Source organism: Streptomyces sp. NPDC031670 (assembly GCF_055580545.1).
In genome coordinates this window covers 506,723-530,526 of the sequence record NZ_JBVILC010000003.1, presented here as the reverse complement: position 1 = coordinate 530,526, position 23,804 = coordinate 506,723, and the positions used below count along the sequence as shown (strand labels likewise).

The 23,804-nt window shown below is 72.2% G+C and carries 22 protein-coding genes; 5 read left to right on the top strand and 17 right to left on the bottom strand.

What is annotated here, in order from left to right:
* From ACZ5ID_RS09460 to ACZ5ID_RS09390, 15 genes are all read right to left on the bottom strand, one after another.
* The coding region (locus ACZ5ID_RS09460; protein WP_468895061.1) for a flavodoxin-dependent (E)-4-hydroxy-3-methylbut-2-enyl-diphosphate synthase at positions 1-290 on the bottom strand (290 nt) is incomplete at its 3' end.
* Positions 291-294: 4 nt separating this feature from the next.
* Entirely contained in the window at positions 295-1,317 is a 1,023-nt protein-coding gene (hpnH, locus tag ACZ5ID_RS09455) for an adenosyl-hopene transferase HpnH (protein ID WP_468895059.1), read from the bottom strand.
* 5 nt (positions 1,318-1,322) lie between these two features.
* Positions 1,323-1,979, bottom strand: coding sequence for a phosphorylase family protein (locus ACZ5ID_RS09450; protein WP_468895057.1), 657 nt, complete (start codon positions 1,977-1,979; stop codon positions 1,323-1,325).
* Positions 1,979-3,973: a squalene--hopene cyclase gene (shc, locus tag ACZ5ID_RS09445; protein ID WP_468895055.1), complete on the bottom strand. Its 1,995-nt coding sequence runs from the start codon at positions 3,971-3,973 to the stop codon at positions 1,979-1,981. The genes ACZ5ID_RS09450 and shc overlap by 1 nt, the downstream gene beginning before the upstream one ends.
* 111 nt (positions 3,974-4,084) lie before the next feature.
* Positions 4,085-5,188: a polyprenyl synthetase family protein gene (locus ACZ5ID_RS09440; protein WP_468895053.1), complete on the bottom strand. Its 1,104-nt coding sequence runs from the start codon at positions 5,186-5,188 to the stop codon at positions 4,085-4,087.
* Complete coding sequence (gene hpnE / locus ACZ5ID_RS09435) at positions 5,185-6,567, bottom strand: hydroxysqualene dehydroxylase HpnE (protein ID WP_468895051.1); 1,383 nt, start codon at positions 6,565-6,567, stop codon at positions 5,185-5,187. Before hpnE ends, ACZ5ID_RS09440 begins: the two co-directional genes overlap by 4 nt.
* A gap of 151 nt (positions 6,568-6,718) precedes the next feature.
* Positions 6,719-7,669: a presqualene diphosphate synthase HpnD gene (gene hpnD / locus ACZ5ID_RS09430; protein WP_468895049.1), complete on the bottom strand. Its 951-nt coding sequence runs from the start codon at positions 7,667-7,669 to the stop codon at positions 6,719-6,721.
* Positions 7,666-8,559, bottom strand: a complete 894-nt coding sequence (gene hpnC, locus ACZ5ID_RS09425; protein ID WP_468895047.1) for a squalene synthase HpnC — start codon at positions 8,557-8,559, stop codon at positions 7,666-7,668. Before hpnC ends, hpnD begins: the two co-directional genes overlap by 4 nt.
* A gap of 429 nt (positions 8,560-8,988) precedes the next feature.
* The gene (locus tag ACZ5ID_RS09420) at positions 8,989-9,792 is read right to left on the bottom strand and encodes an ABC transporter ATP-binding protein (RefSeq protein WP_406551131.1); all 804 of its coding nucleotides are present in this window, start codon (positions 9,790-9,792) and stop codon (positions 8,989-8,991) included.
* Positions 9,785-10,666, bottom strand: coding sequence for an ABC transporter permease (locus ACZ5ID_RS09415; protein ID WP_468895044.1), 882 nt, complete (start codon positions 10,664-10,666; stop codon positions 9,785-9,787). The genes ACZ5ID_RS09420 and ACZ5ID_RS09415 overlap by 8 nt, the downstream gene beginning before the upstream one ends.
* A 99-nt stretch (positions 10,667-10,765) precedes the next feature.
* Positions 10,766-11,650, bottom strand: a complete 885-nt coding sequence (locus tag ACZ5ID_RS09410) for a glycosyltransferase family 2 protein (protein WP_468895042.1) — start codon at positions 11,648-11,650, stop codon at positions 10,766-10,768.
* Entirely contained in the window at positions 11,647-12,426 is a 780-nt protein-coding gene (locus tag ACZ5ID_RS09405) for a CDP-alcohol phosphatidyltransferase family protein (protein ID WP_358835495.1), read from the bottom strand. The genes ACZ5ID_RS09410 and ACZ5ID_RS09405 overlap by 4 nt, the downstream gene beginning before the upstream one ends.
* Positions 12,404-13,465: an iron-containing alcohol dehydrogenase family protein gene (locus tag ACZ5ID_RS09400; protein WP_468895039.1), complete on the bottom strand. Its 1,062-nt coding sequence runs from the start codon at positions 13,463-13,465 to the stop codon at positions 12,404-12,406. The genes ACZ5ID_RS09405 and ACZ5ID_RS09400 overlap by 23 nt, the downstream gene beginning before the upstream one ends.
* Positions 13,453-14,190, bottom strand: a complete 738-nt coding sequence (locus ACZ5ID_RS09395) for a phosphocholine cytidylyltransferase family protein (RefSeq protein WP_468895037.1) — start codon at positions 14,188-14,190, stop codon at positions 13,453-13,455. The genes ACZ5ID_RS09400 and ACZ5ID_RS09395 overlap by 13 nt, the downstream gene beginning before the upstream one ends.
* Positions 14,187-16,040 (bottom strand): DUF5941 domain-containing protein, encoded by a 1,854-nt coding sequence (locus ACZ5ID_RS09390; protein ID WP_468895095.1) that lies wholly within the window; start codon positions 16,038-16,040, stop codon positions 14,187-14,189. The genes ACZ5ID_RS09395 and ACZ5ID_RS09390 overlap by 4 nt, the downstream gene beginning before the upstream one ends.
* 440 nt (positions 16,041-16,480) lie before the next feature.
* On the opposite strand from ACZ5ID_RS09390, the gene ACZ5ID_RS09385 reads away from it, so the two are divergent.
* Both ACZ5ID_RS09385 and idi read left to right on the top strand, forming a co-directional pair.
* Entirely contained in the window at positions 16,481-17,422 is a 942-nt protein-coding gene (locus ACZ5ID_RS09385) for a cation diffusion facilitator family transporter (protein ID WP_468895035.1), read from the top strand.
* Between the two features lie 189 nt (positions 17,423-17,611).
* Positions 17,612-18,205 (top strand): isopentenyl-diphosphate Delta-isomerase, encoded by a 594-nt coding sequence (idi, locus tag ACZ5ID_RS09380; protein WP_468895033.1) that lies wholly within the window; start codon positions 17,612-17,614, stop codon positions 18,203-18,205.
* Here idi and ACZ5ID_RS09375 read toward each other — a convergent pair.
* Positions 18,180-18,680, bottom strand: a complete 501-nt coding sequence (locus ACZ5ID_RS09375) for an ATP-binding protein (RefSeq protein WP_468895031.1) — start codon at positions 18,678-18,680, stop codon at positions 18,180-18,182. The two genes, idi and ACZ5ID_RS09375, sit on opposite strands and share 26 nt — an antisense overlap.
* A gap of 131 nt (positions 18,681-18,811) precedes the next feature.
* On the bottom strand, positions 18,812-19,480 hold the full coding sequence (locus ACZ5ID_RS09370) for an HdeD family acid-resistance protein (protein ID WP_468895029.1): 669 nt from the start codon (positions 19,478-19,480) through the stop codon (positions 18,812-18,814).
* Between the two features lie 76 nt (positions 19,481-19,556).
* Between ACZ5ID_RS09370 and ACZ5ID_RS09365 the strand changes: the two genes are divergently transcribed.
* From ACZ5ID_RS09365 to ACZ5ID_RS09355, 3 genes are all read left to right on the top strand, one after another.
* The gene (locus ACZ5ID_RS09365; protein WP_468895027.1) at positions 19,557-20,312 is read left to right on the top strand and encodes an enoyl-CoA hydratase/isomerase family protein; all 756 of its coding nucleotides are present in this window, start codon (positions 19,557-19,559) and stop codon (positions 20,310-20,312) included.
* A 169-nt stretch (positions 20,313-20,481) separates the two neighbouring features.
* Positions 20,482-21,345: an SCO6745 family protein gene (locus ACZ5ID_RS09360; RefSeq protein ID WP_468895024.1), complete on the top strand. Its 864-nt coding sequence runs from the start codon at positions 20,482-20,484 to the stop codon at positions 21,343-21,345.
* Between the two features lie 67 nt (positions 21,346-21,412).
* Complete coding sequence (locus ACZ5ID_RS09355; protein ID WP_468895022.1) at positions 21,413-23,788, top strand: Tex family protein; 2,376 nt, start codon at positions 21,413-21,415, stop codon at positions 23,786-23,788.
* Positions 23,789-23,804 lie beyond the last annotated feature (16 nt).

Below are 23,804 nucleotides of genomic sequence, written 5' to 3'. Positions count from 1 at the left end.
ATCACCGGAATCTGCGACTTCTTCGCGATCACCGCCAACGCGTCCGCGTCATCCTGCGTCGGACACGCCACCCGCACGATCTGACAGCCCGACGCCGTCAGCTCCGCGATCTGCTGCAACGTCGCCCCGACATCCGACGTCCGCGTCGTCGTCATCGACTGCACCGACACAGGAGCATCACCGCCGATGGCCACCGACCCGACCTGGATGCGCCGCGAGGGGCGGCGCGTCGCCAGTGGCCGGGCCGGCGGCGCGGGGAGGCCCAGCGGGACGGGCTCTCCGGTCCTCATCACGTCACCCGCGGTTTCCCTGCACGGTCTCGCGGACCGCGCGCAGCGACTCCTTGAGCGACCCCATGGTCGCGAGGACGGCGGTGGGCTCGTAGCCGCAGTGCGCCATGCAGTTGGCGCACCGGTCGTCCTTGCCCCGGCCGTACTTGTCCCAGTCGGTCTCCTCGACGAGCTCCCGGTACGTGGGGACGTACCCGTCGCTCATCAGGTAGCAGGGCCGCTGCCAGCCGAAGAGCGAGTAGTTGGGGATCGCCCAGGCCGTGCACGGGAAGTCCGCCTTGCCCTCCAGGAAGTCCAGGAAGAGCGGCGAGTGGTTGAGCCGCCAGCGGCGGCGGTTGCCGCCGGAGAACGCCTTCCTGAACAGCTCGCGGGTCTGCTCGACGCCGAGGAAGTGCTCCTGGTCGGGCGCCTTCTCGTAGGCGTACGCGGGCGAGATCATCATCTCGTCGACCTGGAGGTCGTCGTTGAGGAAGTTGAGCACCTCGATGATCGTCTGCGGGGTGTCGGTGTTGAAGAAGGTGGAGTTGGTCGTGACCCGGAAGCCGCGCCGCTTGGCCTCCTTGATCGCCGCCACCGCCTCGTCGAACACGCCCTCCTTCGCCACCGACTCGTCGTGCCGCTCGCGCAGCCCGTCGATGTGCACGGCGAACGCGAAGTAGGGGGACGGGGTGAACTTCTCCAGCTTCTTGCGCAGCAGCAGGGCGTTGGTGCAGAGGAAGACGTACTTCCTCTTCGCCACCAACTGCCGCACGATCTCGTCGATCTGAGGGTGCATCAGGGGCTCGCCGCCCGCGATGGAGACCATGGGGGCACCCGACTCCAGAACGGCGCCCACGGCCTGGGCCACCGGCATGCGCTGCTTCAGGACCCCGGCCGGGTGCTGGATCTTCCCGCAGCCCTCACACTTCAGATTGCACGCGAAGAGCGGCTCCAGCTCGACGATCAGCGGGAACTTCTCACGCTTGCGGAGCTTCTGTTCAAAAAGATAGGTCCCGACCCTGATGGACTGGCGAAGCGGCATGGCCATCTGGCTCACCTCCTGGGGAGCGGCAAAGAACGGTGCCATTCAAAAAAAGCGGGAAGGACGGCACGAAGAACGCGGAAAGCCGATATTCCACCGCGTACCGTGCCGATCCGGACGAGTTCATGTTCTGGAGCGTCCACGACCACCCGTACGGCCGCAACCGGACGCTCTCCGGCCCCGACGGCGCTCCACAGCGTCGCCGCGGACTCCATGTCCACGGCGATCGCCCCGGTCGCGCGCAGCTCGGCCCGTTCGTGGCCACGCACCACGTGGTCGGAGCCGATGAGCGGACCGGTGTGCACGGTGCGACCGGGCAGCGCCGCGCTCAGCGCCTTGGCCAGCACCTCCGTACCCACGCAAGGCGTCGTGCCGCGCGGGTCGCGGGTCTCTTGGGCGACGACCAGGTCCCCGGGGTGCATCCCCGGTGACAGGCCGGCGCAGAACCCGGAGGCGATCACGGCCGCCTCCCGGTTCGCCGCCGTGCCCAGGCCGCGCAGCACGGCCCGTTCGGCGGCCTTGGGCCCCATGCCGCTGCGCAGCACGGTCACCACCTGGCCGGGCGTCCGGCCCCGGCCGCCGCTGCGCAGCGCCAGCTCCTCGATGGTGAGCGCGCAGGCGACCAGCAGCGGTACGGGCTCCGGGACGGCGGCGGGGTGCAGCTCCATCACTTCCCCTTGCGGCCGTTGAGGGAGAACGGTTCTCCATGGACGTAGCGGCCGAGGGCGGTGAGCGGGAACACCTGCCGGTAGAGGTGGTAGTTGATCGAGAAGTCCCAGGGGAAGCCGGTGCCGGTGAAGTACGGCTCGTCCCAGGAACCGTCCGCCAGCTGGGTCCGGGCGAGCCAGGCGACGCCCCGCTCGACCGCCCTGCTCTCCCGCTGCCCGGCCGCCAGCAGCGCCAGCAGCGCCCAGGCGGTCTGGGAGGCGGTCGAGACACCGTGCCCGATCCACTCCTCCTCGCGGTAGGAGCGCAGGTCCTCGCCCCAGCCGCCGTCCTCGTTCTGCACCGACTCCAGCCAGCCGACGGCCCGGCGGATCGCCGGGTGCGAGGCGGGCAGTCCGGCGGCGGTCAGCGCCGGGACCACCGAGCCGGTGCCGTAGACGTAGTTGACGCCCCAGCGCCCGAACCAGGCGCCGCTCGCCTCCTGTTCGGCCAGCAGCCACTCGATGCCGCGCCGCGCTCGCGGTTCGTGGGCCCGGCCCTCGACGGCCAGCATCTCCACGACATGCGCGGTGACGTCGGCCGACGGCGGGTCGATGACCTCGCCGAAGTCGCAGAACGGCAGCCGGTTGGGGAACGGGCTGGTGTTGTCGGCGTCGAAGGCGCCCCACGCCCCGTTCCTCGACTGCATCCCGAGCGTCCAGCGCGCGGCCCGGCGGATCGCCCCCTCGACCCGCTCGGGGTCGGGGTGGCGCACCCGGCGCAGCGCGAGGACCACCTCGGCGGTGTCGTCGATGTCGGGGTAGTTGTCGTTGTGGAACTCGAAGGCCCAGCCGCCGGGGGCGAGTTGGGGCTTCTTCACCGCCCAGTCGCCGGGCCGGACGATCTCCTCGCCGAGCATCCAGTCGACGGCCTTGACCAGCGCGGGGTGGTCGGCGGGCAGCCCCGCGTCGGCGAGCGCGATGGTGGCCAGACAGGTGTCCCACACCGGGGACTGGCAGGCCTCGATCATCCGGGAGCCGTCCTCGCGCCACACCGCGAACCGGTCGAGGGACTCAAGACCGGCCCGCATCACCGGGTGCTGGAGGTCGTATCCGAGCAGATGCAGGGCGATCACCGAGTAGACGGCGGGCGGCTGGATGCCGCCCCAGCAGCCGTCGTTCTCCTGGCGCTCGACGATCCAGCGGGCGGCGGTGTTCATCGCGGCCCGGCGCAGTCGGCGCGGGGCGATGCGGTGGTAGAGGTGGAGCGCCTTGTCGAGCCGCTGGAAGGCGCCGTCCCAGCTGGCGACCGGGGCGAGCGGCCGGGCGGGGGCCGGGTCGCGCGCGTCGGTGTGCAGCTCGTCGAGGGCGAAGGGCGCGGGCCGCACCGGCCGCTTGGCGGAGACGACCGTGAGCGGCACGATCGTCTGCCGGGCCCAGCAGCCGAAGTCGTAGATGTTCAGCGGGAACCACTTGGGCAGGAAGATCAGCTCCGGCGGCAGCTCCGGCAGGTCGTCCCACTTCCACCAGCCGAACAGGGCCAGCCAGATCCGGGTGAAGACCCGGCAGGCGGCCATGCCCCCCTGGCTCCTGACCCACGCCGAGGCCCGCGCCATATGGGGGTCCTCCGGCCGGTCCCCGGCCAGCCGCAGCGCCACGTACGCCTCGACGGTGGCGGAGAGCTCGGGCGGGCCGCCGTAGAACGTGGCCCAGGTGCCGTCCTCGCGCTGCTCGCCCCGGATGTGGAGCGCGGCGGCGGCGACCGTCTTCTCGTCCTGGATGCCGAGGAACTGACGCAGCAGCAGGTCCTCGGCGTCCATGGTGACGTTGGTCTCCAGGTCGCCCTTCCACCACCCGAGGTCGTCCTGCTCGGCGAGCAGGTGCTCCACCGCGCGTTCCGCCGCCCGCCGCGCGGCGTCGAGCACCTGGTCCGCGCCGCGTGGCGGCGCGGTCGTCCCACTGGCCGCGGCGGCGGGGGGCCGCGTGGCCCCGGCGCTTCCGTCGGTCGTCGCTGTCATGGCTTCCCCTTAATGCAAGTGCAGTGCTACTTCTGCTGTGCTGGGGTCTCCGTCGGAGGCGGCCCGGTGGCGGGCCCGCTCCGGCGACGTCGCGTCATATGCGAATGGTGATCATCTCTTCCGTACGACGACGAAGTCGGCCAGGGCGGTCAGCTGCGCGCGCACCCGCTCGGGCATGTCGACGGTGCCCAGTGCCTCGATCGCCACCGCGTGCTGCCTGCGGGCCTCCTGCGAGGTCCACTCCCGGCCGCCCGCCTCCTCGATGAGCGCGGCCCGCGTGGCGAACTCCTCCTCGGAGAAGCTGTCGAAGTCGTTGCTCTTGGCGTCGGCGGCGAGCAGCTCGCCGAGCCGCTCGGAGGCCGGGCCGCCCGCGGCGAGGGCCGCCACCACCGGCAGGGACTTCTTGCGCTGGCGCAGGTCGCTCCAGGTCTGCTTGCCGGTCGCCTCCGGGTCGCCCCAGATGCCGAGGAGGTCGTCGACGGCCTGGAAGGCGAGGCCGAGGTGGTAGCCGTACGCCTCCAGCGTGTCGGCCGTGCGGTCGTCCGCGCCGCCGAGGACGGCGCCGATGGAGCAGGCGCAGGCGAGCAGCGCGCCCGTCTTGTTGCCCTCCATCTCCAGGCACTCCTCGACGGTGACCCGCTCGCGGTGCTCGTAGGAGATGTCCTGGGCCTGGCCGTCGATGAGCTTGCGGGTCGCGGTGGTCAGCCGGCGCGTGGCGCGTCCGGCCTCGACCGTGCCCAGCTCCAGGAGGACCTCGTTGGCCAGCGCGAACAGGGCGTCGCCGACGAGGATCGCCTGCGCCGGGCCGTGCACCTTCCAGACCGTGTCGCGGTGGCGGCGCTGCTCGTCGCCGTCCATCAGGTCGTCGTGGAGCAGCGAGAAGTTGTGGACGAGCTCGACCGCGACCGCGCCGGGCACGCCGACCTCGGGACGGGCCCCGGCCGCCTCGGCGGACAGCAGGGCGAGGGCGGGCCGGACGGCCTTGCCGCCGTCGCCGTCCGCCGGGTTGCCCTGGGCGTCGATCCATCCGAAGTGGTAGGCGGCGACGGTGTCCATGGGAGCGGCGAGCCGCTCCACGGCCGTGCGCAGCACCGGCGCGGACAGCGTCCGTCCGCGCTCCAGAAGCGCGGCGACGTCCACGGTGTCGACAGCCGAGTTCGCCGAAGGCACAGTCGCCACGGTCTCTCCTCTTGTTCCAGTGCTGCTAAGGGTCATGCCGCCTCCTGAAGCGGATGGACGTGGGAGCGGCCGAGTACGCCGAGGGCCGCGCCCGCGGCGCTGAATCCGCTGCGTACGGCGCTCTCCATCGTCGCGGGCCAGCCGGTGGCGGTCCACGCGCCGGCCAGGTACAGGCCGGGCGCCCGGGTGTGCGCGCCGGGGCGCAGCCGTCCGACGCCGGGGGTGGGGGCGAACGTCGCGGTGCGCTCCCGGGTCACGAAGAAGTCCCGCACGCCGGCGCCGCGCGCGGCGGGCAGCAGCCGTTCGAGTTCGGGCAGGTAGCGCGCGCGCAGCGCGGCCACCGGCTCGTCGATCTCGTCCCAGGCGGCCGACTGGGAGACCGCCAGGTACTGGCCGCCGCCGGTGAGCCCGGAGGACTCGGTGCGGTCGAACACCCACTGCACGGGCGAGCCGAGGGCGGTGAAGAAGGGCTGCCGCAGCACCTTGCGGTCGTAGACGACGTGCAGGTTGAGGATGGGCGCGGTGCCGATGTCGAGCAGCTTGCCGGGGTCGTCGAGGGCGCCGTGGGGCAGCAGGTCGTGCGCCTCGCGCTGCGGCACGGCGAGGACCACCACCTCGGCGTCGAGCGTCTCGCCGCTCACCTCGACCCGCCAGGCGCCGTCCTCGGTACGCGCGAGGGACTCGGCCTTGGTACGGGTCTCGACGCGGACCCCGGCCGAGGCGAGCGCCTTGCGGGCCAGCGTGTCGTGGAGTTCGCCCAGCGGTACGTGCGCCCAGCCGATGTCGGCGGCGCCCGGCTCGGAGAGCAGCCCGGTCTTGAAGACCATCGCGGCGAGCCCCAGGGAGGCGTGCGGCGCGGTCGCGTTCAGGGTCGCCACGCCCACGAGGTCCCACAGGGCCTCGACGGTACGGGCGGACTGGCCGTGGCGGCCGAGCCAGGTGGCGAAGTCCACCCCGTCGAGCGCCGGGTCGGCCGGGTCGAGGCCCTTGAGCGCGAGTGCGGCGCGCCCGACGGAGGCCCGCTCGGCGAGCGAGAGGTGCGGATAGGTGGCGAGGCTGCCGGCCAGGTGCAGCGGCACCGGCAGCGCGGTGCGGCGCAGTCTGCCGAGCCGGGGTCCGCGCGGGTGGGCCACGTCCAGGACGGGCACGTCCAGACGGCGCTGGAGCGGCGCGAGGTGGGCGCCGCCGATCCGGTCGAGGAACCAGCGGTAGGCCGTGCAGCAGCGCAGGTAGACGTGCTGGCCGTTGTCGACGGTCAGTTCGCCGCGCCGGAAGGAGAAGGCGAGGCCGCCCAGCCGGGGGCGGCCCTCGACCAGGGTGACGCGCAGGCCGGCGCCGGCCAGTTCCAGCGCGGCGGTGACGCCGGCCAGACCTCCGCCGACGACCACCGCGCGTTCGGGCTGCGGGGTTGTCATGCGCCCTCCCCTTCGACCGTGCCGGTGCGGTGCGCGCGCCCGGCCGCCGTCGCCGTCGCCGTCGCAGTCAGGGACGCCCCGGCCGGAGCGGGGGTTGCACACTCCGGGCACGTAAAGCTCTTCGGCCGCACGTCCAGGTGCCCATGGGCCATCAGGCGCGCCTCCTGGCGGTCTGCCGGGAGACGGTCCGGGTGTCGAGCCCGGACAGCCCGCGTACCGCCACGTACGCCTTCTCCCTGCCGGGCAGCGAGACCCGGCCGCGCAGCACGGCCTCCGGGTCGCGCTCGATGCGGTCGAGCAGCCGGCGGTAGATGCCGGCCATCGCGGCCACGCAGGCGCCGCTGCGGCGGTCGAGCATGGGCAGCAGCCGGTAGCCCTCGGCGAACAGGGCGCGGGCCCGGCGCACTTCGAAGTGGACCAGGCCCGCGAAGTCGGAGCCGGCGGGTGGCACCGGGGTGTGGAAGCCCTCGGCGCACCCGAACTTCGCCAGGTCGTCGGCGGGCAGATAGGTGCGTCCGTTGCCCGCGTCCTCGCGAACGTCCCTGAGGATGTTGGTGAGTTGCAGGGCCAGGCCGAGCGTGTCGGCGTACTCCGCGGCGCGCTCGGCGCCCGGTGCGCCCGGTTGTGTACCGAACACGCCCAGGGAGAGCCGGCCGATCGCGCCCGCGACACACCGGCAGTAGACCTTCAGGTCGTCCCAGGTCTCGTAGGTCTGGCCGTGCACGTCCATGAGGACGCCGTCGATGAGCTCGTCGAGGCCGTCCAGCGGGATCGGGAAGCGGCGCGCCGCGTCCGCGAGCGCCACCGCCACCGGGTCGGTGTCGTCCTCCTCGACCGTGCCCTCGGCGATCCGGCCGAGCAGTGCGCGGGTGTCCTCCAGGCGCTGCTTCTTGGCCTCGGCGGCCAGGGCGCCGTCACCGATGTCGTCGACGCGCCGCGAGAACGCGTAGAGCGCGGACATCGCCTGGCGCTTGTCGGTCGGCAGCAGCCGGATGCCGTACGCGAAGTTGCGCGCCTGCTGTCCGGTCACCGCCTCGCAGTAGCTGTACGCGGCCTGTACCGGCGCGGACGCGTGTGCGTGTGGATCCACGGTCCGGCTCACCCCTCTCTACGCGCTCTACGCAACACGGCTCCCACTTCGCGCAGCAGACTGGATTTGGTGGGCTTGGGCGGTCCAGGGAGTACGTCGTGGCCGGCGGCTGCCACCGCGTCGAGCGCGGCGCGGCCCCCGGCCACGAATCCGGCCAGCAGCAGTCTGAGTCTGCCGTGGACGCTACCCACGAGGGGGGTGCCTTCATTCAGCAGCCGCGCGGCGCGTTCCGCTTCGAACGCGACCAGGGCGCGCACCGACGCGCCCCCGCGCGGGGCGGCCAGATCGGCCGGGGTGACATGGAAGCGCTTCATGTCCTCGGCGGGCAGATAGATCCGGTCCCGGCCGAGGTCCTCGCTCACGTCCTGGAGGTGTTCGACGATCTGGAGGGCGGTGCAGACGGCGTCCGAGCGGCGGACGCGCTCGGGGCTCTCGGTGCCGGTGATCGCCAGCACCAGGCGGCCCACGGGATTGGCCGACAGTTCGCAGTACGCGACCAGGTCGTCATAGGTCTCGTACCGGCTGACCCGCTGGTCCTGCCGGTTCGCCGCGATCAGGGCGAGGAACGGGTCGGGGGTGAGCGAGCGGCGGCGGACGGTGGGCTGCAGGGCCCGGAGCAGCGGGTGGCGCGGGGTGGAGTCGAAGACGCGGCGCAGATCGGCCTCGAAGGCGTCGAGCAGCACGAGGCGGTCGTCCGCGTCGGCGGGGGGCACGCCCAGGTGGCGGGCGTCGGCGCCGCCGGGCGCGAGGTCGCCGTCGCCGATGTCGTCGACCAGGCGCGCGTAGCCGTACACGGCCATCAGGTCGTCGCGCCAGGCGCGCGGCAGAAAGAAGGGGGCCACCGGGAAGTTCTCCGCCGTGGCCTTGTCGAGCGTGGTGCGCGAGGGAGAGTCGGTGCGCACGTCCCGGACACCTGTCACCGGGGGCCGCCCGGCACGGGAACGGCGGAAGCCTCTCGCAGGTGGAGATTTCCCGTAGCCATTGCCGTCACATCTCCCGTTCTACACCGCCGACCCAAAACATCCCATTTCGGACACGCCGCCGAGCCTCCCGAGTGGAGAACGGCTCCCGTGCGGGGTGCCCGGGGCGGTGCCGCCCGTCCGTCACGATCAACACCGGTACAGCTTACGTTGTACAACGCCTGACAACACGTCGGGGTGTTGCGCGCATTACAAGAACACTTCAATCCGCGCCAACCTTCCCCCGGTGCAGGCGACTTGACCCAGCCTTGACATTTCGGTCCGCCATGAGGACCCCCTCCAAGGACGCGAAAGCCCCCGCCGAGGTTGATCGACGGGAGCTTTCGACGGCGTACGGAGGGTGACCGGGTGTCAGCGGCCCGTCTCCTTCTGATACGCCTTCACGACCTCGTCCGTGGGTCCGTCCATCAGGAGCTCGCCCCGCTCCAGCCAGAGCACCCGGTTGCAGGTGTCGCGGATGGATCCGATGCTGTGGCTGACCAGGAACACCGTGCCCGCGTGCTTGCGCAGCTCGCGGATGCGCTCCTCGGAGCGGATCTGGAACTTGCGGTCACCCGTGGCGAGCGCCTCGTCGATCATCAGGACGTCGTGGTCCTTGGCGGCGGCGATGGAGAACCGCAGCCGGGCCGCCATGCCGGACGAGTACGTCCGCATGGGCAGTGTGATGAAGTCGCCCTTCTCGTTGATGCCGGAGAAGTCGACGATCTCCTCGTACCGCTCCTTGATCTCCTCGCGCGACATGCCCATGGCCAGGCCGCCCAGGATGACGTTGCGCTCGCCGGTCAGCTCGTTCATCAGCGCGGCGTTGACGCCGAGCAGCGAGGGCTGGCCGTTGGTGTACACCCGGCCCTTGGCCGGCGGCAGCAGTCCGGCGATCGCCCGCAGCAGGGTCGACTTGCCCGAGCCGTTGGTGCCGATCAGGCCGATCGCCTCGCCGCGGTAGGCGGTGAAGGAGACGCCCCGCACCGCGTGCACCTTGCGCATGCCCCGCGACTCGCCGGTGTCCCGCCGCACTATCCGGCTGAGCGCGGCGGTGGCGCTGCCCCGCCCGCCGCCCGTGCCGTTGACCGTGTACACGATGTGCACGTCGTCGGCGATGACGGTCGGGATGCGCTCGCCGCTCGCGTCGGCGATACGGATGTTGTCCTCAGCCACGACCGTACTGCTCCTCTGCCTTCCAGAAGTACACGAAGCCCGCTGCGCCCACGACGAGCGCCCAGCCGACCGCCAGCGCCCACACGTGCGGCGGCAGGTTGTGGGCGCCGAAGCCGTCGATCATGGAGTACCGCGCCAGGTCCATGTAGACCGCGGCGGGGTTCACCTGGAGGACCTGGGCGACCCAGTGCGGCTTGCCCTGGAGGACGACCTTGATGCTGAACATGACGCCGGAGGCGTACATCCAGGTCCGCAGGACGAACGGCATCAGCTGGGCGAGGTCCGGGGTCTTGCTGCCAAGCCGGGCCATGATCAGCGCCAGGCCGGTGTTGAAGACGAACTGGCACGCCAGGACCGGCACCATCAGCAGCCACGAGGCCATCGGCATGCTGCCCGACGCGACCACCACGAGGACCAGGACGATCATCGAGAAGAGCAGCTGCTGAAGCTGCTGGAGCGCGAAGGAGATCGGCAGCGAGGCGCGCGGGAAGTGCAGCGCGCGCACCAGGCCCAGGTTGCCGGAGATCGCCCGGACGCCCGCCATCACCGAGTTCTGGGTGAAGGTGAAGACGAAGATGCCCGTCACCAGGAACGGGATGTACACGTCCGACGAGATGCCCCGCTTGGCGTTCATCAGCACGCCGAAGATGAAGTAGTAGACCAGTGCGTTGAGCAGCGGGGTGGCCACCTGCCAGATCTGGCCGAGCTTCGCCTGGCTGTACTGGGCGGTCAGCTTCGCCTGCGAGAACGACAGGATGAAGTGGCGCCGCCCCCAGAGCTGGCGGCAGTATTCGCGCAGCCCCGGCCGGGCGCCGCTCACCGCCAGGCCGTGCTTGGCGGCGAGTTCCGCCGGGGACAGAGTTGTGTCACTCACAAGAGGAAACTTTCGCTTTCAAAGAAGTACGCCCGATGGCCGTTGCCCGAAGTGCCCGGGGCCGGACGGCCCCCATCCGATGTGCCCGACCCGAGAGTGTCAGATGACGGGCGGCCGGCCCAGCCGGGTCAGCCGCCAGACCGTGCGCCACTTCATGGGTCGGCGCGGGCCGCAGGGAGTGGTCCAGCCCTCCTTGAAGCCGCCGAACCACGCCTTGAGGGCGGGCCCGGAGGGCTTCCGGGCGAGCGTGAGCAGCATCCAGACCCCCAGATAGACGGGGACCAGGAGGGCCGGCAGGTTCCGCCTGGCCAGCCAGACCCGGTTGCGGGCCACCATCCGGTGGTAGACCGCGTGCCGGGAGGGCGCCGTGGTGGGGTGGTACAGGACCATGTCCGCGCGGTAGTCGATCATCCAGCCGGCGTCCAGCGCCCGCCAGGCCAGATCGGTCTCCTCGTGGGCGTAGAAGAACTCGTCGGGCAGAGCGCCGACCTCCGCGAGGACCCGCGTCCGTACGGCGTTGGCGCCGCCCAGGAAGGTCGTCACACGGGAGGAGCGCATCGGGTCGGAGGCGCGCAGCCGCGGGACGTGGCGGCGCTGGGTGACCCCGGTCTCCGGGTCCGCGATACGGAAGCTGATGATGCCGAGCTTCGGGTCCTCGGTGAACGCCCGGCGGCACAGCTCGGCCGTGTCGGCGTTGGCCAGCAGCCCGTCGTCGTCGAGGAAGAGCAGGATGTCGACCTCGGCGCCGGACGGGCCGAACGCCTCGATGCCGACGTTCCGGCCGCCGGGGATGCCCAGGTTCTCGGGCAGCTCCACGGTCCGTACGCCTTCGGGGACGTCCGGGACCGGGGCGCCGTTGCCGACCACCACGACCTGGACCGGGTCGCCGTCCTGCTTGGCGACCGAGTCGAGCAGCGCGCGCAGTTCGTCGGGCCGGTTGCCCATGGTGATGACGACCGCGCCGACCTTCAGCGGGGCACTCACTTGAGCCTGCTGGAAGCGAGGATGGACACCAGGTGCAGCACGCTCTGGAGGAGTGCGATGCCCGCGAGCACCGCGACGCCGAGCCGGGAGAAGTACAGATCGCCGCGCGCGTGGTCGACCAGCGCCAGGACCAGGATCAGCAGGGACGCCTCGATGCCGAGGATCAGCCGGTGGAACTTGAGCGCCCCGGCGGCCCGGCGGGCCAGCGCCATGCCGGAGGAGCGCGGCTCCGAGGCCGTCTCCTTGACCGGCGGCTTGCCCTGCTGGTGGCGGGCGACGCCGACGAGGTCGGTCTCGGACTTGATCATGACGGCGCCGAGGGCCGCGAGGGTGCCGAGGAAGGCCCAGAGCCAGTCGATCCGCCCCGAGCCCCAGATGTCGGCCGCCCGCAGACCGAAGCCGACCAGGACCGCCGCGTCGCACACATAGGCGGCGACCCGGTCCACGTAGACACCGGTCATCGAGTACTGCTTCTTCCAGCGCGCGACCTCACCGTCGACGCAGTCGAGGAGCAGGTACAGCTGGACCATCACCACGCCGAGCACGGCGCCCCAGATCCCGGGCACCAGCAGGGCCGGGGCCGCGAGGGCGGCGGCGACGGTCATCACATAGGTCAGCTGGTTGGGCGTGACCCGGGTGGTCACCAGGTGCCGGTCCACGCGCAGGGAGACCTCGCGCATGTAGAGCCGGCCGCCCCAGTGCTCGCCGCTCCGCCGGTCCTTGACGCCCGGCGGGTGCACGACCGGGCGGAGTTCAGCTACCGATGGCTTTTGCATAGTCGGCGTAAGCGTCCTTGATCTGGTCTGCGGACAGGTTGAGGTGTTCCAGGATCGTGAAACGGCCCGGCCGGGTCTGCGGCGCGTACGCCACCGCCCGGACGAACTCGTCGGCGGAGAAGCCGATCTCCCGCGGAAGCACGGGCAGGCCGTGCCGCCGCAGTACCTGGGCGAAGAGCCCGGACTGCTCGGCCGCGCCGCGCAGGTGCATGGCGAAGGCGGCGCCGAGGCCGACCTGCTCGCCGTGGAGCGCGGAGCGCTTGGGGTACAGCAGGTCGAAGGCGTGGCTGATCTCGTGGCAGGCGCCGGAGGAGGGGCGGGTGTCGCCGCTGATCGACATGGCGATGCCGGAGAGCACCAGCGCCTCGGACAGGACGGTGAGGAACTCGTCGTCGCCGACGCCGCCGGGGTGGCGCAGCACGGACTCGCCCGCGGTACGGGCCATGGCCGCGGCCAGACCGTCCACCGGCTCGCCGTTGACCCGGTGCGAGAGCTCCCAGTCCGCGATGGCGGAGATGTTGGAGATCACGTCGCCGACGCCCGAGCGGACGAACCGGACCGGGGCCTCGCGGATGACGTCGAGGTCGATGACCATGGCGATGGGCGTGGGCACGCCGTAGGAGCCGCGGCCGTTGTCGTTGTCCAGGATCGAGACCGGCGAGCAGATGCCGTCGTGCGAGAGGTTGGTGGCGACCGCCACCATGGGCAGTCCGACCCGCGCCGCGGCGTACTTCGCCACGTCGATGATCTTTCCGCCGCCGAGGCCGACGACCGCGTCGTACCGCTTGCCCTTGATGTCGTCGGCGAGCCGCACGGCCGAGTCGATCGTGCCGTCCGCGACCGGGTACCAGTCGGCGCCCGGCAGCACCGGCGCCAGCTTCTCGCTCAGCGCCTGGCCCGAGCCGCCGCTGATCGCGATCGCCAGCTTGCCGGAGGCCGAGATCCGCTGGTCGGCCAGGAGCCCCGCCAGATCGTCCAGGGCGCCCCGGCTGATGTCGACGACGACCGGCGACGGGATGAGCCGGGTCAGTACTGGCACGCGATCTCACGGCCCTTCGCGAGGTCGTCGTGGTTGTCGATCTCGACCCAGGAGACCTCGCCGATGGGGGCCACGTCGACGGTGCAGCCGCGGTCGACGAGCTCCTGGTAGCCGTCCTCGTAGTACAGGTCGGGGTCGCGCTCGAAGGTGGCCTTCAGGGCGTCCGCGAGCTCCTCGGCCGCCTCCGGCTCGATGAGGGTGACGCCGATGTACTCGCCGGTGGCGGTCGCCGGGTCCATCAGCTTGGTGATGCGCCGCACGCCCTTGCCGGGCTCGGTGATCACCTTCATCTCCTCGTCGGCGAGGCGCTTGACCGCGTCGAGGGCGAGGATGATCCTCTTGCCCTCGCCGCGCGCGGCGAGCAGCGTCTGCTCGACCGAAACCGGGTGCACGGTGTCGCCGTTGGCGAGGATGACGCCCCGCTTCAGGACCTCACGCGCGCACCACAGGGAGTAGGCGTTGTTCCACTCCTCGGCCTTGTCGTTGTCGATCAGCGTGAGCGTGACGCCGTACTTGGCCTCCAGGGCCTCCTTGCGGTCGTACACGGCTTCCTTGCGGTAGCCGACGACGATCGCGACCTCGGTCAGGCCCACCTCGGCGAAGTTGGCCAGGGTGAGGTCGAGGACGGTGGTCTCGCCGTCGACGGGCACGAGGGCCTTCGGGAGCGTGTCGGTGTAGGGGCGCAGACGCCGTCCTGCACCGGCTGCGAGTACGAGGCCGATCATGCCGTTTCTCCTTCGTCATGTACTGCGGGTGCTCCGGAGGACACCCAGAAGCGGATGGACTCCACGACCACCAGGAGCGCCAGGGCCACCGCGAGGGCGGTGAGCGCCAGGGTGAAGTCCGTGCCGCGGTCGGCGAGGGTCGCGGCCAGCACCGCGACCACCAGCGTCCGCCCCTCGTGGCCGCCGGTGAGGCGGACCAGCAGGCGCGGCGGCGCGCCGGAGCCGCCCTTGATGCGGTAGACCGTGTCGTAGTGATGGTAGGCGACGGCCGCCACCAGCCCGAAGGCCGCGGGCAGCGCCCCGTCCACCTCGGAGCGGGCGGCGAGGACCAGGACCGTGCAGTACTCGGCGGCCCGGAAGAACGGCGGCACCAGCCAGTCGAGGGCGCCCTTGAGGGGCGCGGAGACGGCGAAACCCGAGGTGATCGCGTAGAAGACGGCCGCAATGATCATCTGGCGGCTGCCGAAGGGCTGGGTGAGCGCCGCGCCCACCAGCGCGAGGGCGCCGACCGCGGCCACCACCGGGGCGCTCCAGGCGCCCTTGATCCGGAAGCGGCCGGCCGCCACGAGCTCGGCGAGCGGGCCGCTGTCGGCCAGCTCCGCGAGGGCCCGCGCGGCCCGGTCGGTACGGGTGGCGCGGCCGTTCAGCGAACGCAGCACGCGCCCGGCCGTGGTGTAGCAGGCCGCGAAGGCGCAGCCGGTCAGCAGCGCGTAGAAGACGATCCGGGGGGTCGTGACGGCGGTGAGCACGGCGATCATCGCCCAGCGCTCACCGATCGGCAGCACGATCATGCGGCGCACCCAGACCGTCCAGCCGACCGAGTCGAGCCGGTCGGAGAGGGCCGCGGTGGGGCTGGTGTTGGCGTCCGCGCCCGTGCCCACGACGTGCGCCTCGTTGAAGGAGAAGTCCACGACGTGGCGGCAGGTCTGGAGGACCATCGCGCCGAGCGCGAGCGCCCATACGTCATCGCTGCCGCCGCCGCGCGCAGCCCCGAGCGCCAGGCCCGCGTAGTACGCGTACTCCTTGGCCCGGTCGAAGGTGGCGTCCAGCCAGGCGCCGAGCGTGGAGTACTGGAGCGAGTAGCGGGCGAGCTGCCCGTCGGTGCAGTCCAGGACGAAGGAGAGGAGCAGCAGCACGCCGGCCGCGACGAAGCCGGCCCGGGTGCCGGTCGCCGCGCAGCCGGCCGCTATCAGCGCGGTGAGCAGCGAGGCGGTGGTGACCTGGTTGGGTGTGAGGCCCCGGCGGGCGCACCAGCGGGCGAGGTAGCGCGAGTACGGGCTGATGCAGAAGGTGGTGAAGAACCCGTCGCGGGACTTCACGGCGTTGCGCAGCCGGACGGCCTCGTCGTCCACCGCGTCCACGGCCTTGCGGGCGGCGAAGGCGGCCTCGGGCCCGGCGGGCACGGTGGCCACCAGCGAGCCGAGCTCGGGGCGGTGCACGGCGACGCCGCCCTCCCCGAGGGCTGCGGCGAGGCGGTCGGTGAGGACGCCGGTGCCGGTGGCGGGGGCGTTCACGGCGACGGCCGCGCCTCCGTCGGCCACGGCCGCGGGCCCGGTGCGGTCCGCGAGGGCGCGCACGAGCGCGGGGCGGGCCTCCGCCTGGACGGCCAGGGCGCCGGGGATCGCCGCCGCCGGGAACCGGGGGTCGGTCAGGGCGAGGCGCAGGGCGTGCGTATGGCCCACGAAGGACGGGTCGACGAGGGCGACCCGCTCACCGGGCGGGACCTCGGCGAGCAGGCCGGGCAGATCCTCCGGCCGCCGTGCGGACCGTACGTCAAAGCCCAGCGAGCGCAGTTCGGGCCCGAGCTGCGACCCGGGGACCGGCAGGCCGGTCAGGATGGCGGTCGACAGACGAACTCACTCCTTGGAGCTGGCATGGCTGATGTCCGAGGCCGGCCCGGAATGATGCGGCGGGCGGCGCGTCGGCAGAGGCTATCGGGAGGCTATCGGATGCGTGGAACCGGGAGTTCATCGCCTGTTTACGCCCCGATCGGGCCCTGCGGCAGGGGGCTGCCGCGTGGATCATCATCGTCGATCAAGGCCGCGCCCCACAAACCGCCCCCCGTCCGCCGGACGCGGGGCCGCGCGCCGTCGCCCGCGCCCGCGCACCGCTCTGACCTGCGACGCCTGTGCGAATGGCGTACGCGCCGGGCAGGCAGGACGTTTCCGCAGGTCAGAGCATATGACAACGGTGTTCAGTGCCGTGTTGCCCCATACCCCCCGCCCGTAGTTCACTGACCCCTCGTACGCAGATCGCACAACCATGCCAAGAGTCTGAGAGGTGGCCTTCCATGGGGGCTGGGCACGACCACGGACACGCGCACGGCGGGCCGGCGCCGACCGGGACGGCCGCCGCGGCGTACAAGGGGCGGCTGCGGGTGGCCCTGGGCATCACGCTGGGCGTGATGGTGGTCGAGATCGTCGGCGGCCTGCTCGCGGACTCGCTGGCGCTGGTCGCGGACGCGGCGCACATGGCGACGGACGCCCTGGGGCTGGCGATGGCGCTGCTCGCCATCCACTTCGCCAACCGCCCGGCCGGCCACAACCGGACGTTCGGCTACGCCCGGGCCGAGATCCTGGCCGCGCTCGCCAACTGTCTGCTGCTGCTCGGCGTGGGCGGATACGTGCTGTACGAGGCGGTGCAGCGGTTCGTCGAGCCGGCCGACACCTCGGGTGCCACGACGATCGTTTTCGGCCTGATCGGTCTGGTCGCCAACATGGTCTCGCTCTCGCTGCTGGTCCGCGGCCAGCAGGAGAGCATCAACGTGCGCGGCGCCTTCCTCGAAGTCCTCGCTGACGCGCTCGGGTCCGTGGCCGTACTGCTCTCGGCCGTGGTGATCATGACGACCGGCTGGCAGGCCGCCGACCCCGTCGCCTCGCTGGTGATCGGCCTGATGATCGTCCCGCGTACGGTGAAGCTGCTGCGGGAGACGCTGGACGTCCTGCTGGAGGCCGCCCCCCAGGGCGTCGACATGAGCGAGGTCCGGGCGCACATCGTGGCCCTGCCGGGCGTCGAGGACGTCCATGACCTGCACGCCTGGACGATCACCTCGGGGATGCCGGTGCTCTCCGCCCATGTGGTGGTCAGCCAGGAGGCACTGGACTCGGTGGGCCACGAGCGGCTGCTGCACGATCTCCAGGGCTGCCTGGGTGACCACTTCGACGTGGAGCACTGCACCTTCCAGCTGGAGCCGAGCGGCCACGCGGCCCACGAGGCCCGGCTCTGCCACTGACGGCCGGACACCGCACGGCCATCCTCGTTCGCATGTTCGAAGATTCCGCGGCGGTACGGCTGGGCACGATCCCTTCTTCGACGGTGCCGCACACCCGGCGCATTACGGACATGCGCTGCCCGTCGAAGTGCGGACACGCCGCTTTTGTACGGCAGACTTGGCAGCCGAGGACCGAAGCGAAGGATGGTTATGCCGACCACACCAGCCACTACGGCGAGCAGCTCGTCGAACGGGACCGCCGAAGAGATCATGCTCGAACTGGTCGACGAGAGCGGCAATACCATCGGCACCGCGGAGAAGCTCTCCGCCCACCAGGCACCGGGCCTGCTGCACCGGGCGTTCTCGGTCTTCCTCTTCGACCCGTCGGGCCGGCTGCTGGTCCAGCGCCGCGCGCTCGGCAAGTACCACTCCCCCGGCGTCTGGTCGAACACCTGCTGCGGGCACCCCTACCCCGGTGAGTCCCCCTTCGCGGCGGCGGCCCGGCGCACCCACGAGGAGCTGGGCGTCTCGCCCTCGCTGCTCGCCGAGGGCGGCACGGTCCGCTACAACCACCCGGACCCGGACTCGGGGCTCGTGGAGCAGGAGTACAACCACCTCTTCGTCGGTCTGGTGCAGTCGCCGGTGCGGCCGGACCCGGAGGAGGTCTACGAGACCGCCTTCGTCTCGCCGCAGGAGCTGGCCGCGCTGCACGAGCGGGCCCCGTTCTCCGCCTGGTTCATGACGGTGCTCGACGCGGCCCGGCCCGCCGTCCGTGAGCTCACAGGGCCTGCCGCGGGCTGGTGACCGCACCGGGGGCCGGGGCCAGCGGCAGGGCCACCCAGATGATCTTGCCGCCGCTCGCCGTCTGCTCGACGTCGCAGGCGCCGCCCGCCTCGTAGGTGATCTCGCGCACCAGCAGCAGTCCGCGCCCGCCGGTCTGGCCGTAGTCGGTCTCCAGCGCCTTGGGGCGGTAGGGGTGGTTGTCCTCCACGGAGACCCGGATCCACTCGGCGCCGATGGCGACCTCCACCGCCACCTGCGGGGAGAGCAGGGCCGCGTGCTTGACCGCGTTGGTGACCAGCTCGGAGACGATCAGCAGCAGGCCCTGGAGGAGGTCGTCGGGGACCGGCACGCCCTGGCGGCGCAGCAGGTCGCGCACGGCGTGCCGGGCCTGCGGGACCGAGGCGTCGACGGCCGGGGCGGTGAAGCGCCAGACTCCCTCGTACGGGAACGGCCTGGCCGGTGCGGCGTCGGGTGGCACGCTCCCGCGGATCTCCATGTTCCGGCACCCACCCTCACAGTCGGCAGTCAGGCTCTTGGTCAAGAGTGGGGAGTGACATGGTCCGGACCGGTCGACTGAACAGAAGTCAGCGGGTATCGACGCGTTTTGATCGCTATCGCCCGCAGAAGTCACTTCTCAAAAGGTGCCTGATCGCTATCTGACGGCTTTGCCATGGCTTGCGGGGGTGTCTGCGGTCCGGACGCGCTCCCGCGGACGTCCGCGCCCGCCCCTGACCCGGTGACCAGGCCCACGATGTGCCGGCCGCCGATACCGAGCGCGATCAGACCGAGGCCGTCGAAGAGGAGCGCGAGCGAGAAGAAGCAGCCGATCACATAGCGGCTGCTGCTCGGCCAGCTCGCCAGGACCAGCACCCCGAGCAGCACGCCGAACGCGCCCTGCACCAGCGTCCAGCCCATCTGCGGTCCGCGCACCACCACACTGCCGGCCAGCCGGAAGACCCCGCCGGTGAGGAAGAGGAGCGCGGCGAACATGGTCAGCGCCTCGGCCGAGCCCTCCGGGCGGCGGATGACCACCACACCGGCCGCGATGTTCAGGGCGGCGACCACCACGCCGAGCCAGAAGAAGTTGGCGCCGCGCGACTGGATCGCGTGGGCCAGCCCGACCACACCGCCGACCAGCAGCAGCCAGCCGAACAGGAGCATCGAGGTCAGGGTCGCCACGCCGGTGTAGACGAGGCCGACCAGGCCCGCGAGGGCGAGGACCGCGCCGAGGAAGGTCAGCCGGCCGAAACCGCGGCGGAGCTTCCTGCTGTCACGTGCGGATGCGGGTGCAACCATCAGCGTCTCCTCGTGGCATCGCCGGGTCGGCCCCCTCTTGATCATAGGAGCGGCCCGCCCGGATAGCATCCGGCGCATGGAGCCGCAGCTGGAGCACACCGTGGCCGACGGCGTGGCCACCGTCGTCATCAGCAACCCCGCCAAGCGCAACGCGATGACCGCCGCCATGTGGCGGGCGCTGCCGCCGCTGCTCGACGAGCTGGCCGCCGACCGCGACGTACGGGCCCTGGTGCTGACCGGCGCAGGACCGACGTTCTGCGCGGGCGCCGACATCTCCTCGCTGCGCGCGCCGGGGCCGGGCGAGGACCCCCGGTCGCTCGCGGTGGGGGCCGAGGAGGCGCTCGCCGCCTTCCCCAAGCCGACGCTGGCCGCCGTGCGCGGCCACTGCGTCGGCGGCGGCTGCCAGCTGGCGACCGCCTGCGACCTGCGCTTCGCGGAGGAGGGCGCCTCCTTCGGGATCACGCCCGCCAGGCTCGGCATCGTCTACGCCTCCTCCTCCACCCGGCGGCTGACCGCCCTGGTGGGGCCGGCGACCGCGAAGTACCTGCTGTTTTCGGCCGAGCTGATCGACACGGCACGGGCGCTGCGGACCGGTCTGGTGGACGAGGTGCTGCCGGTGGGCGGACTGGACAAGCGGGTGGCCGAGTTCACGCGCGTCCTCACCGCCCGCTCGCAGCTCACCCAGGCGGCGGCCAAGGAGTTCGCCAACGGCCGCACCGACCGGGACGCCCACTGGACGGAGCAGGCGCGCGGCAGCGGCGACACCGAGGAGGGCGTCGCCGCGTTCCTGGAGCGCAGGGCCCCGCGTTTCGGCTGGACCGCGTCCGGCTGAGCCGGGCGCTCCCCCGGCGCGGCTCCCCCGGCGCGGGCCGCCGCCTCGGTCGCGGCCCGGCCGGTGGCCGTCGGACACGCGCGCCTCACGTGGGGCCCCTCTCCGTCCCCGGCGCACCCGGTCGCCCTCGGGGCTTCACTCCGTACCGACCAGTCGGTAACCTTCGGGTATGACGTCTCTCCCGCCGCGCGCCGGGCGCCGCTGCCACAACTCCGTCAACCCGCTGCACTCGACGGTCTACTTCTCCCCCGACTACACCGACGAGCTCAAGCAGCTCGGTGTCGAGGACGAGCGCGCCGCCTACTTCGCCGGGCGCGCCGCCGCGCTCGGCGCGGTCGGACCCGGCACCATCACCGCCACGTTCTACAACTTCAACCACGAGCTGGTCGCCCGGCACGTGCCCGCCGTGTGGGACATCGCCTCCCCCGAGGCGGTCCTCGACGCCCGGCTGCGGGCCGCCGACCGCACCCTGCGGCGACTGCTCGGCGACGAGCTCGTGGCCTCGCCGGAGATGGCGGAGGCCGCCCGCCTCGCGCTGCGCGCCACCGAGGGCTGCACCCGCCACGCCCGGCCGCTGTACGCCGCCCACGCCGACCTCCCGGTGCCCGAGGAGCCGCACCTGGCGTACTGGCACGCGGCGACGCTGCTGCGTGAGCACCGGGGCGACGGCCACCTCACCGCGCTGCTCGACGCCGGCCTCGACCCGCTGGAGGCCCTGGTCAGCCACACCGCCACCGGCAAGGGGATGGCGCCGCGTTGGGTACTGGGCTCGCGCGGCTGGCGGCGCGCGGACTGGGAGGCGGCCGTCGCCCGGCTGCGCGAGCGCGGCCTGCTGGACGCCGGGGGCGAGCTCACCGAGGCCGGCACCGCCCTGCGCGCCGAGGTCGAGGACCGCACCGACCGGCTGGACTCCGCCCCGTACGAACTGCTCGGCGCGGAGGGCGTGGAGCGGCTGACCGAGCTGGCCCGGGGTCTGCTGATGACGGCGGTGGCCGCGGGGGCGTTCCCGGCCGACCTCGTCGGCAAGGGCTGACCGCCCTTTGTCGGTGCCGCCTGCCACAATGGCGCCTTCAGGCTCTGCGAGAAGGCGGTACGGGAACGTGACGACGTCCATCGAAGGCAGGATCGCCGAGGAACTCGGCGTACGGGAGCGGCAGGTGAAGGCCGCCGTCGAGCTGCTCGACGGCGGGTCGACCGTGCCGTTCATCGCGCGCTACCGCAAGGAAGCGACCGAGATGCTCGACGACGCCCAGCTGCGCACCCTGGAGGAGCGGCTGCGGTATCTGCGCGAGCTGGAGGACCGCCGCACGGCGGTCCTCGACTCCGTCCGCGAGCAGGGCAGCCTCACCGAGGAGCTGGAGCGGCAGATCCGCGCCGCCGACACCAAGGCGCGCCTGGAGGACATCTACCTGCCGTTCAAGCCCAAGCGGCGCACCAAGGCCCAGATCGCCCGTGAGGCGGGCCTCGAACCGCTGGCGCAGGGGCTGCTGACCGACCCGTCGGTGGAGCCGCTCGCCGCCGCGGCGGCGTTCGTCGACGCGGACAAGGGTGTCGCGGACCCGGCGGCGGCCCTGGACGGCGCCCGCGCCATCCTCACCGAGCGGTTCTCCGAGGACGCCGACCTCATCGGCGAGCTGCGCGAGCGCATGTGGACCAGAGGCCGCCTGGTGGCGAAGGTGCGCGACGGCAAGGAGGAGGCTGGCGCCAAGTTCGCCGACTACTTCGACTTCACCGAGCCGTTCACGGCGCTGCCCTCGCACCGCGTCCTGGCGATGCTGCGCGGCGAGAAGGAGGACGTCCTCGACCTCGTCCTGGAGCCCGAGGGCCCGCAGGACGCGGAGATCCCCGGCCCCTCGGCGTACGAGAACATGGTGGCGCGCCGCTTCGGCGTCGCGGACCGGGGCCGCCCGGGCGACAAGTGGCTGGCCGACACCGTCCGCTGGGCATGGCGCACCCGCATCCTGGTCCACCTCGGCATCGACCTGCGGCTGCGGCTGCGCACGGCCGCCGAGGACGAGGCGGTGCGGGTCTTCGCGTCGAACCTGCGCGACCTGCTGCTCGCCGCCCCGGCCGGGACGCGGGCGACGCTGGGCCTCGACCCCGGGTTCCGTACGGGCGTGAAGGTGGCCGTCGTGGACGCCACGGGCAAGGTCGTGGCGACGGACGTGATCCACCCGCACGTCCCGGCGAACCGGTGGGACGAGGCACTCGCCAAGCTGGCCCGGCTCGCGAAGGAGCACGCGGTCGAGCTCATCGCCATCGGCAACGGCACGGCGTCCCGCGAGACCGACAAGCTCGCCGGGGAACTGATCACCAGGCACCCCGAGTTGAAGCTCACCAAGGTGATGGTCTCCGAGGCGGGCGCCTCCGTGTACTCGGCGTCGGCGTTCGCCTCGCAGGAGCTGCCGGACATGGACGTGTCGCTGCGGGGCGCGGTCTCCATCGCCCGCCGCCTGCAGGACCCGCTCGCCGAGCTGGTGAAGATCGACCCCAAGTCGATCGGCGTCGGCCAGTACCAGCACGACCTCTCCGAGGTGAAGCTCTCGCGCTCGCTGGACGCGGTCGTGGAGGACTGTGTGAACGGCGTCGGGGTTGACGTCAACACCGCGTCCGCGCCGCTGCTCTCGCGCGTCTCCGGTATCGGCGCCGGACTCGCCGACAACATCGTGGCGCACCGCGACGCCAACGGCCCGTTCCGCTCCCGCAAGGCGCTCAAGGACGTGGCGCGGCTGGGCCCGAAGGCGTACGAGCAGTGTGCGGGCTTCCTGCGGATCCGCGGCGGCGACGACCCGCTGGACGCCTCCAGCGTGCACCCCGAGGCGTATCCGGTGGTGCGCCGGATGGTGAAGACGACCGGCAGCGAGGTCGCGGCCCTGGTGGGCAACACGGCGGTGCTGCGGTCGCTGCGGCCGGACGACTTCGTGGACGAGACCTTCGGTCTGCCGACGGTGACGGACATCCTGCGCGAGCTGGAGAAGCCCGGCCGCGACCCGCGGCCCGCCTTCAGGACGGCGAGCTTCAAGGAGGGCGTCGAGAAGATCGGCGACCTGGCGCCGGGAATGGTCCTGGAGGGTGTGGTGACGAACGTGGCGGCGTTCGGCGCGTTCATCGACATCGGTGTGCACCAGGACGGCCTGGCGCATGTCTCGGCGCTGTCGAACAAGTTTGTGAAGGACCCGCGCGAGGTGGTCAAGCCGGGCGACATCGTCAAGGTGAAGGTCCTGGACGTCGACGTGCCGCGCAAGCGGATCTCGCTGACGCTGCGGCTGGAGGACGAGGCGACCGCGAACGCCCCGGGCGGCGCCCCGAAGCGGGAGCAGCGGGCCGGACGCCCCCCTCAGCAGCGCGGGCAGCAGCGCCAGGGCGGCGGCGGCCGGGACCGCGGTGGCCGCCAGACGCCGCCGCCCCCGGCGAACGGGGCGATGGCGGACGCCCTGCGCAAGGCCGGCCTGCTGGACCCGAAGGGCCGTCGCTAGGGAGTCGGCGGGTGGA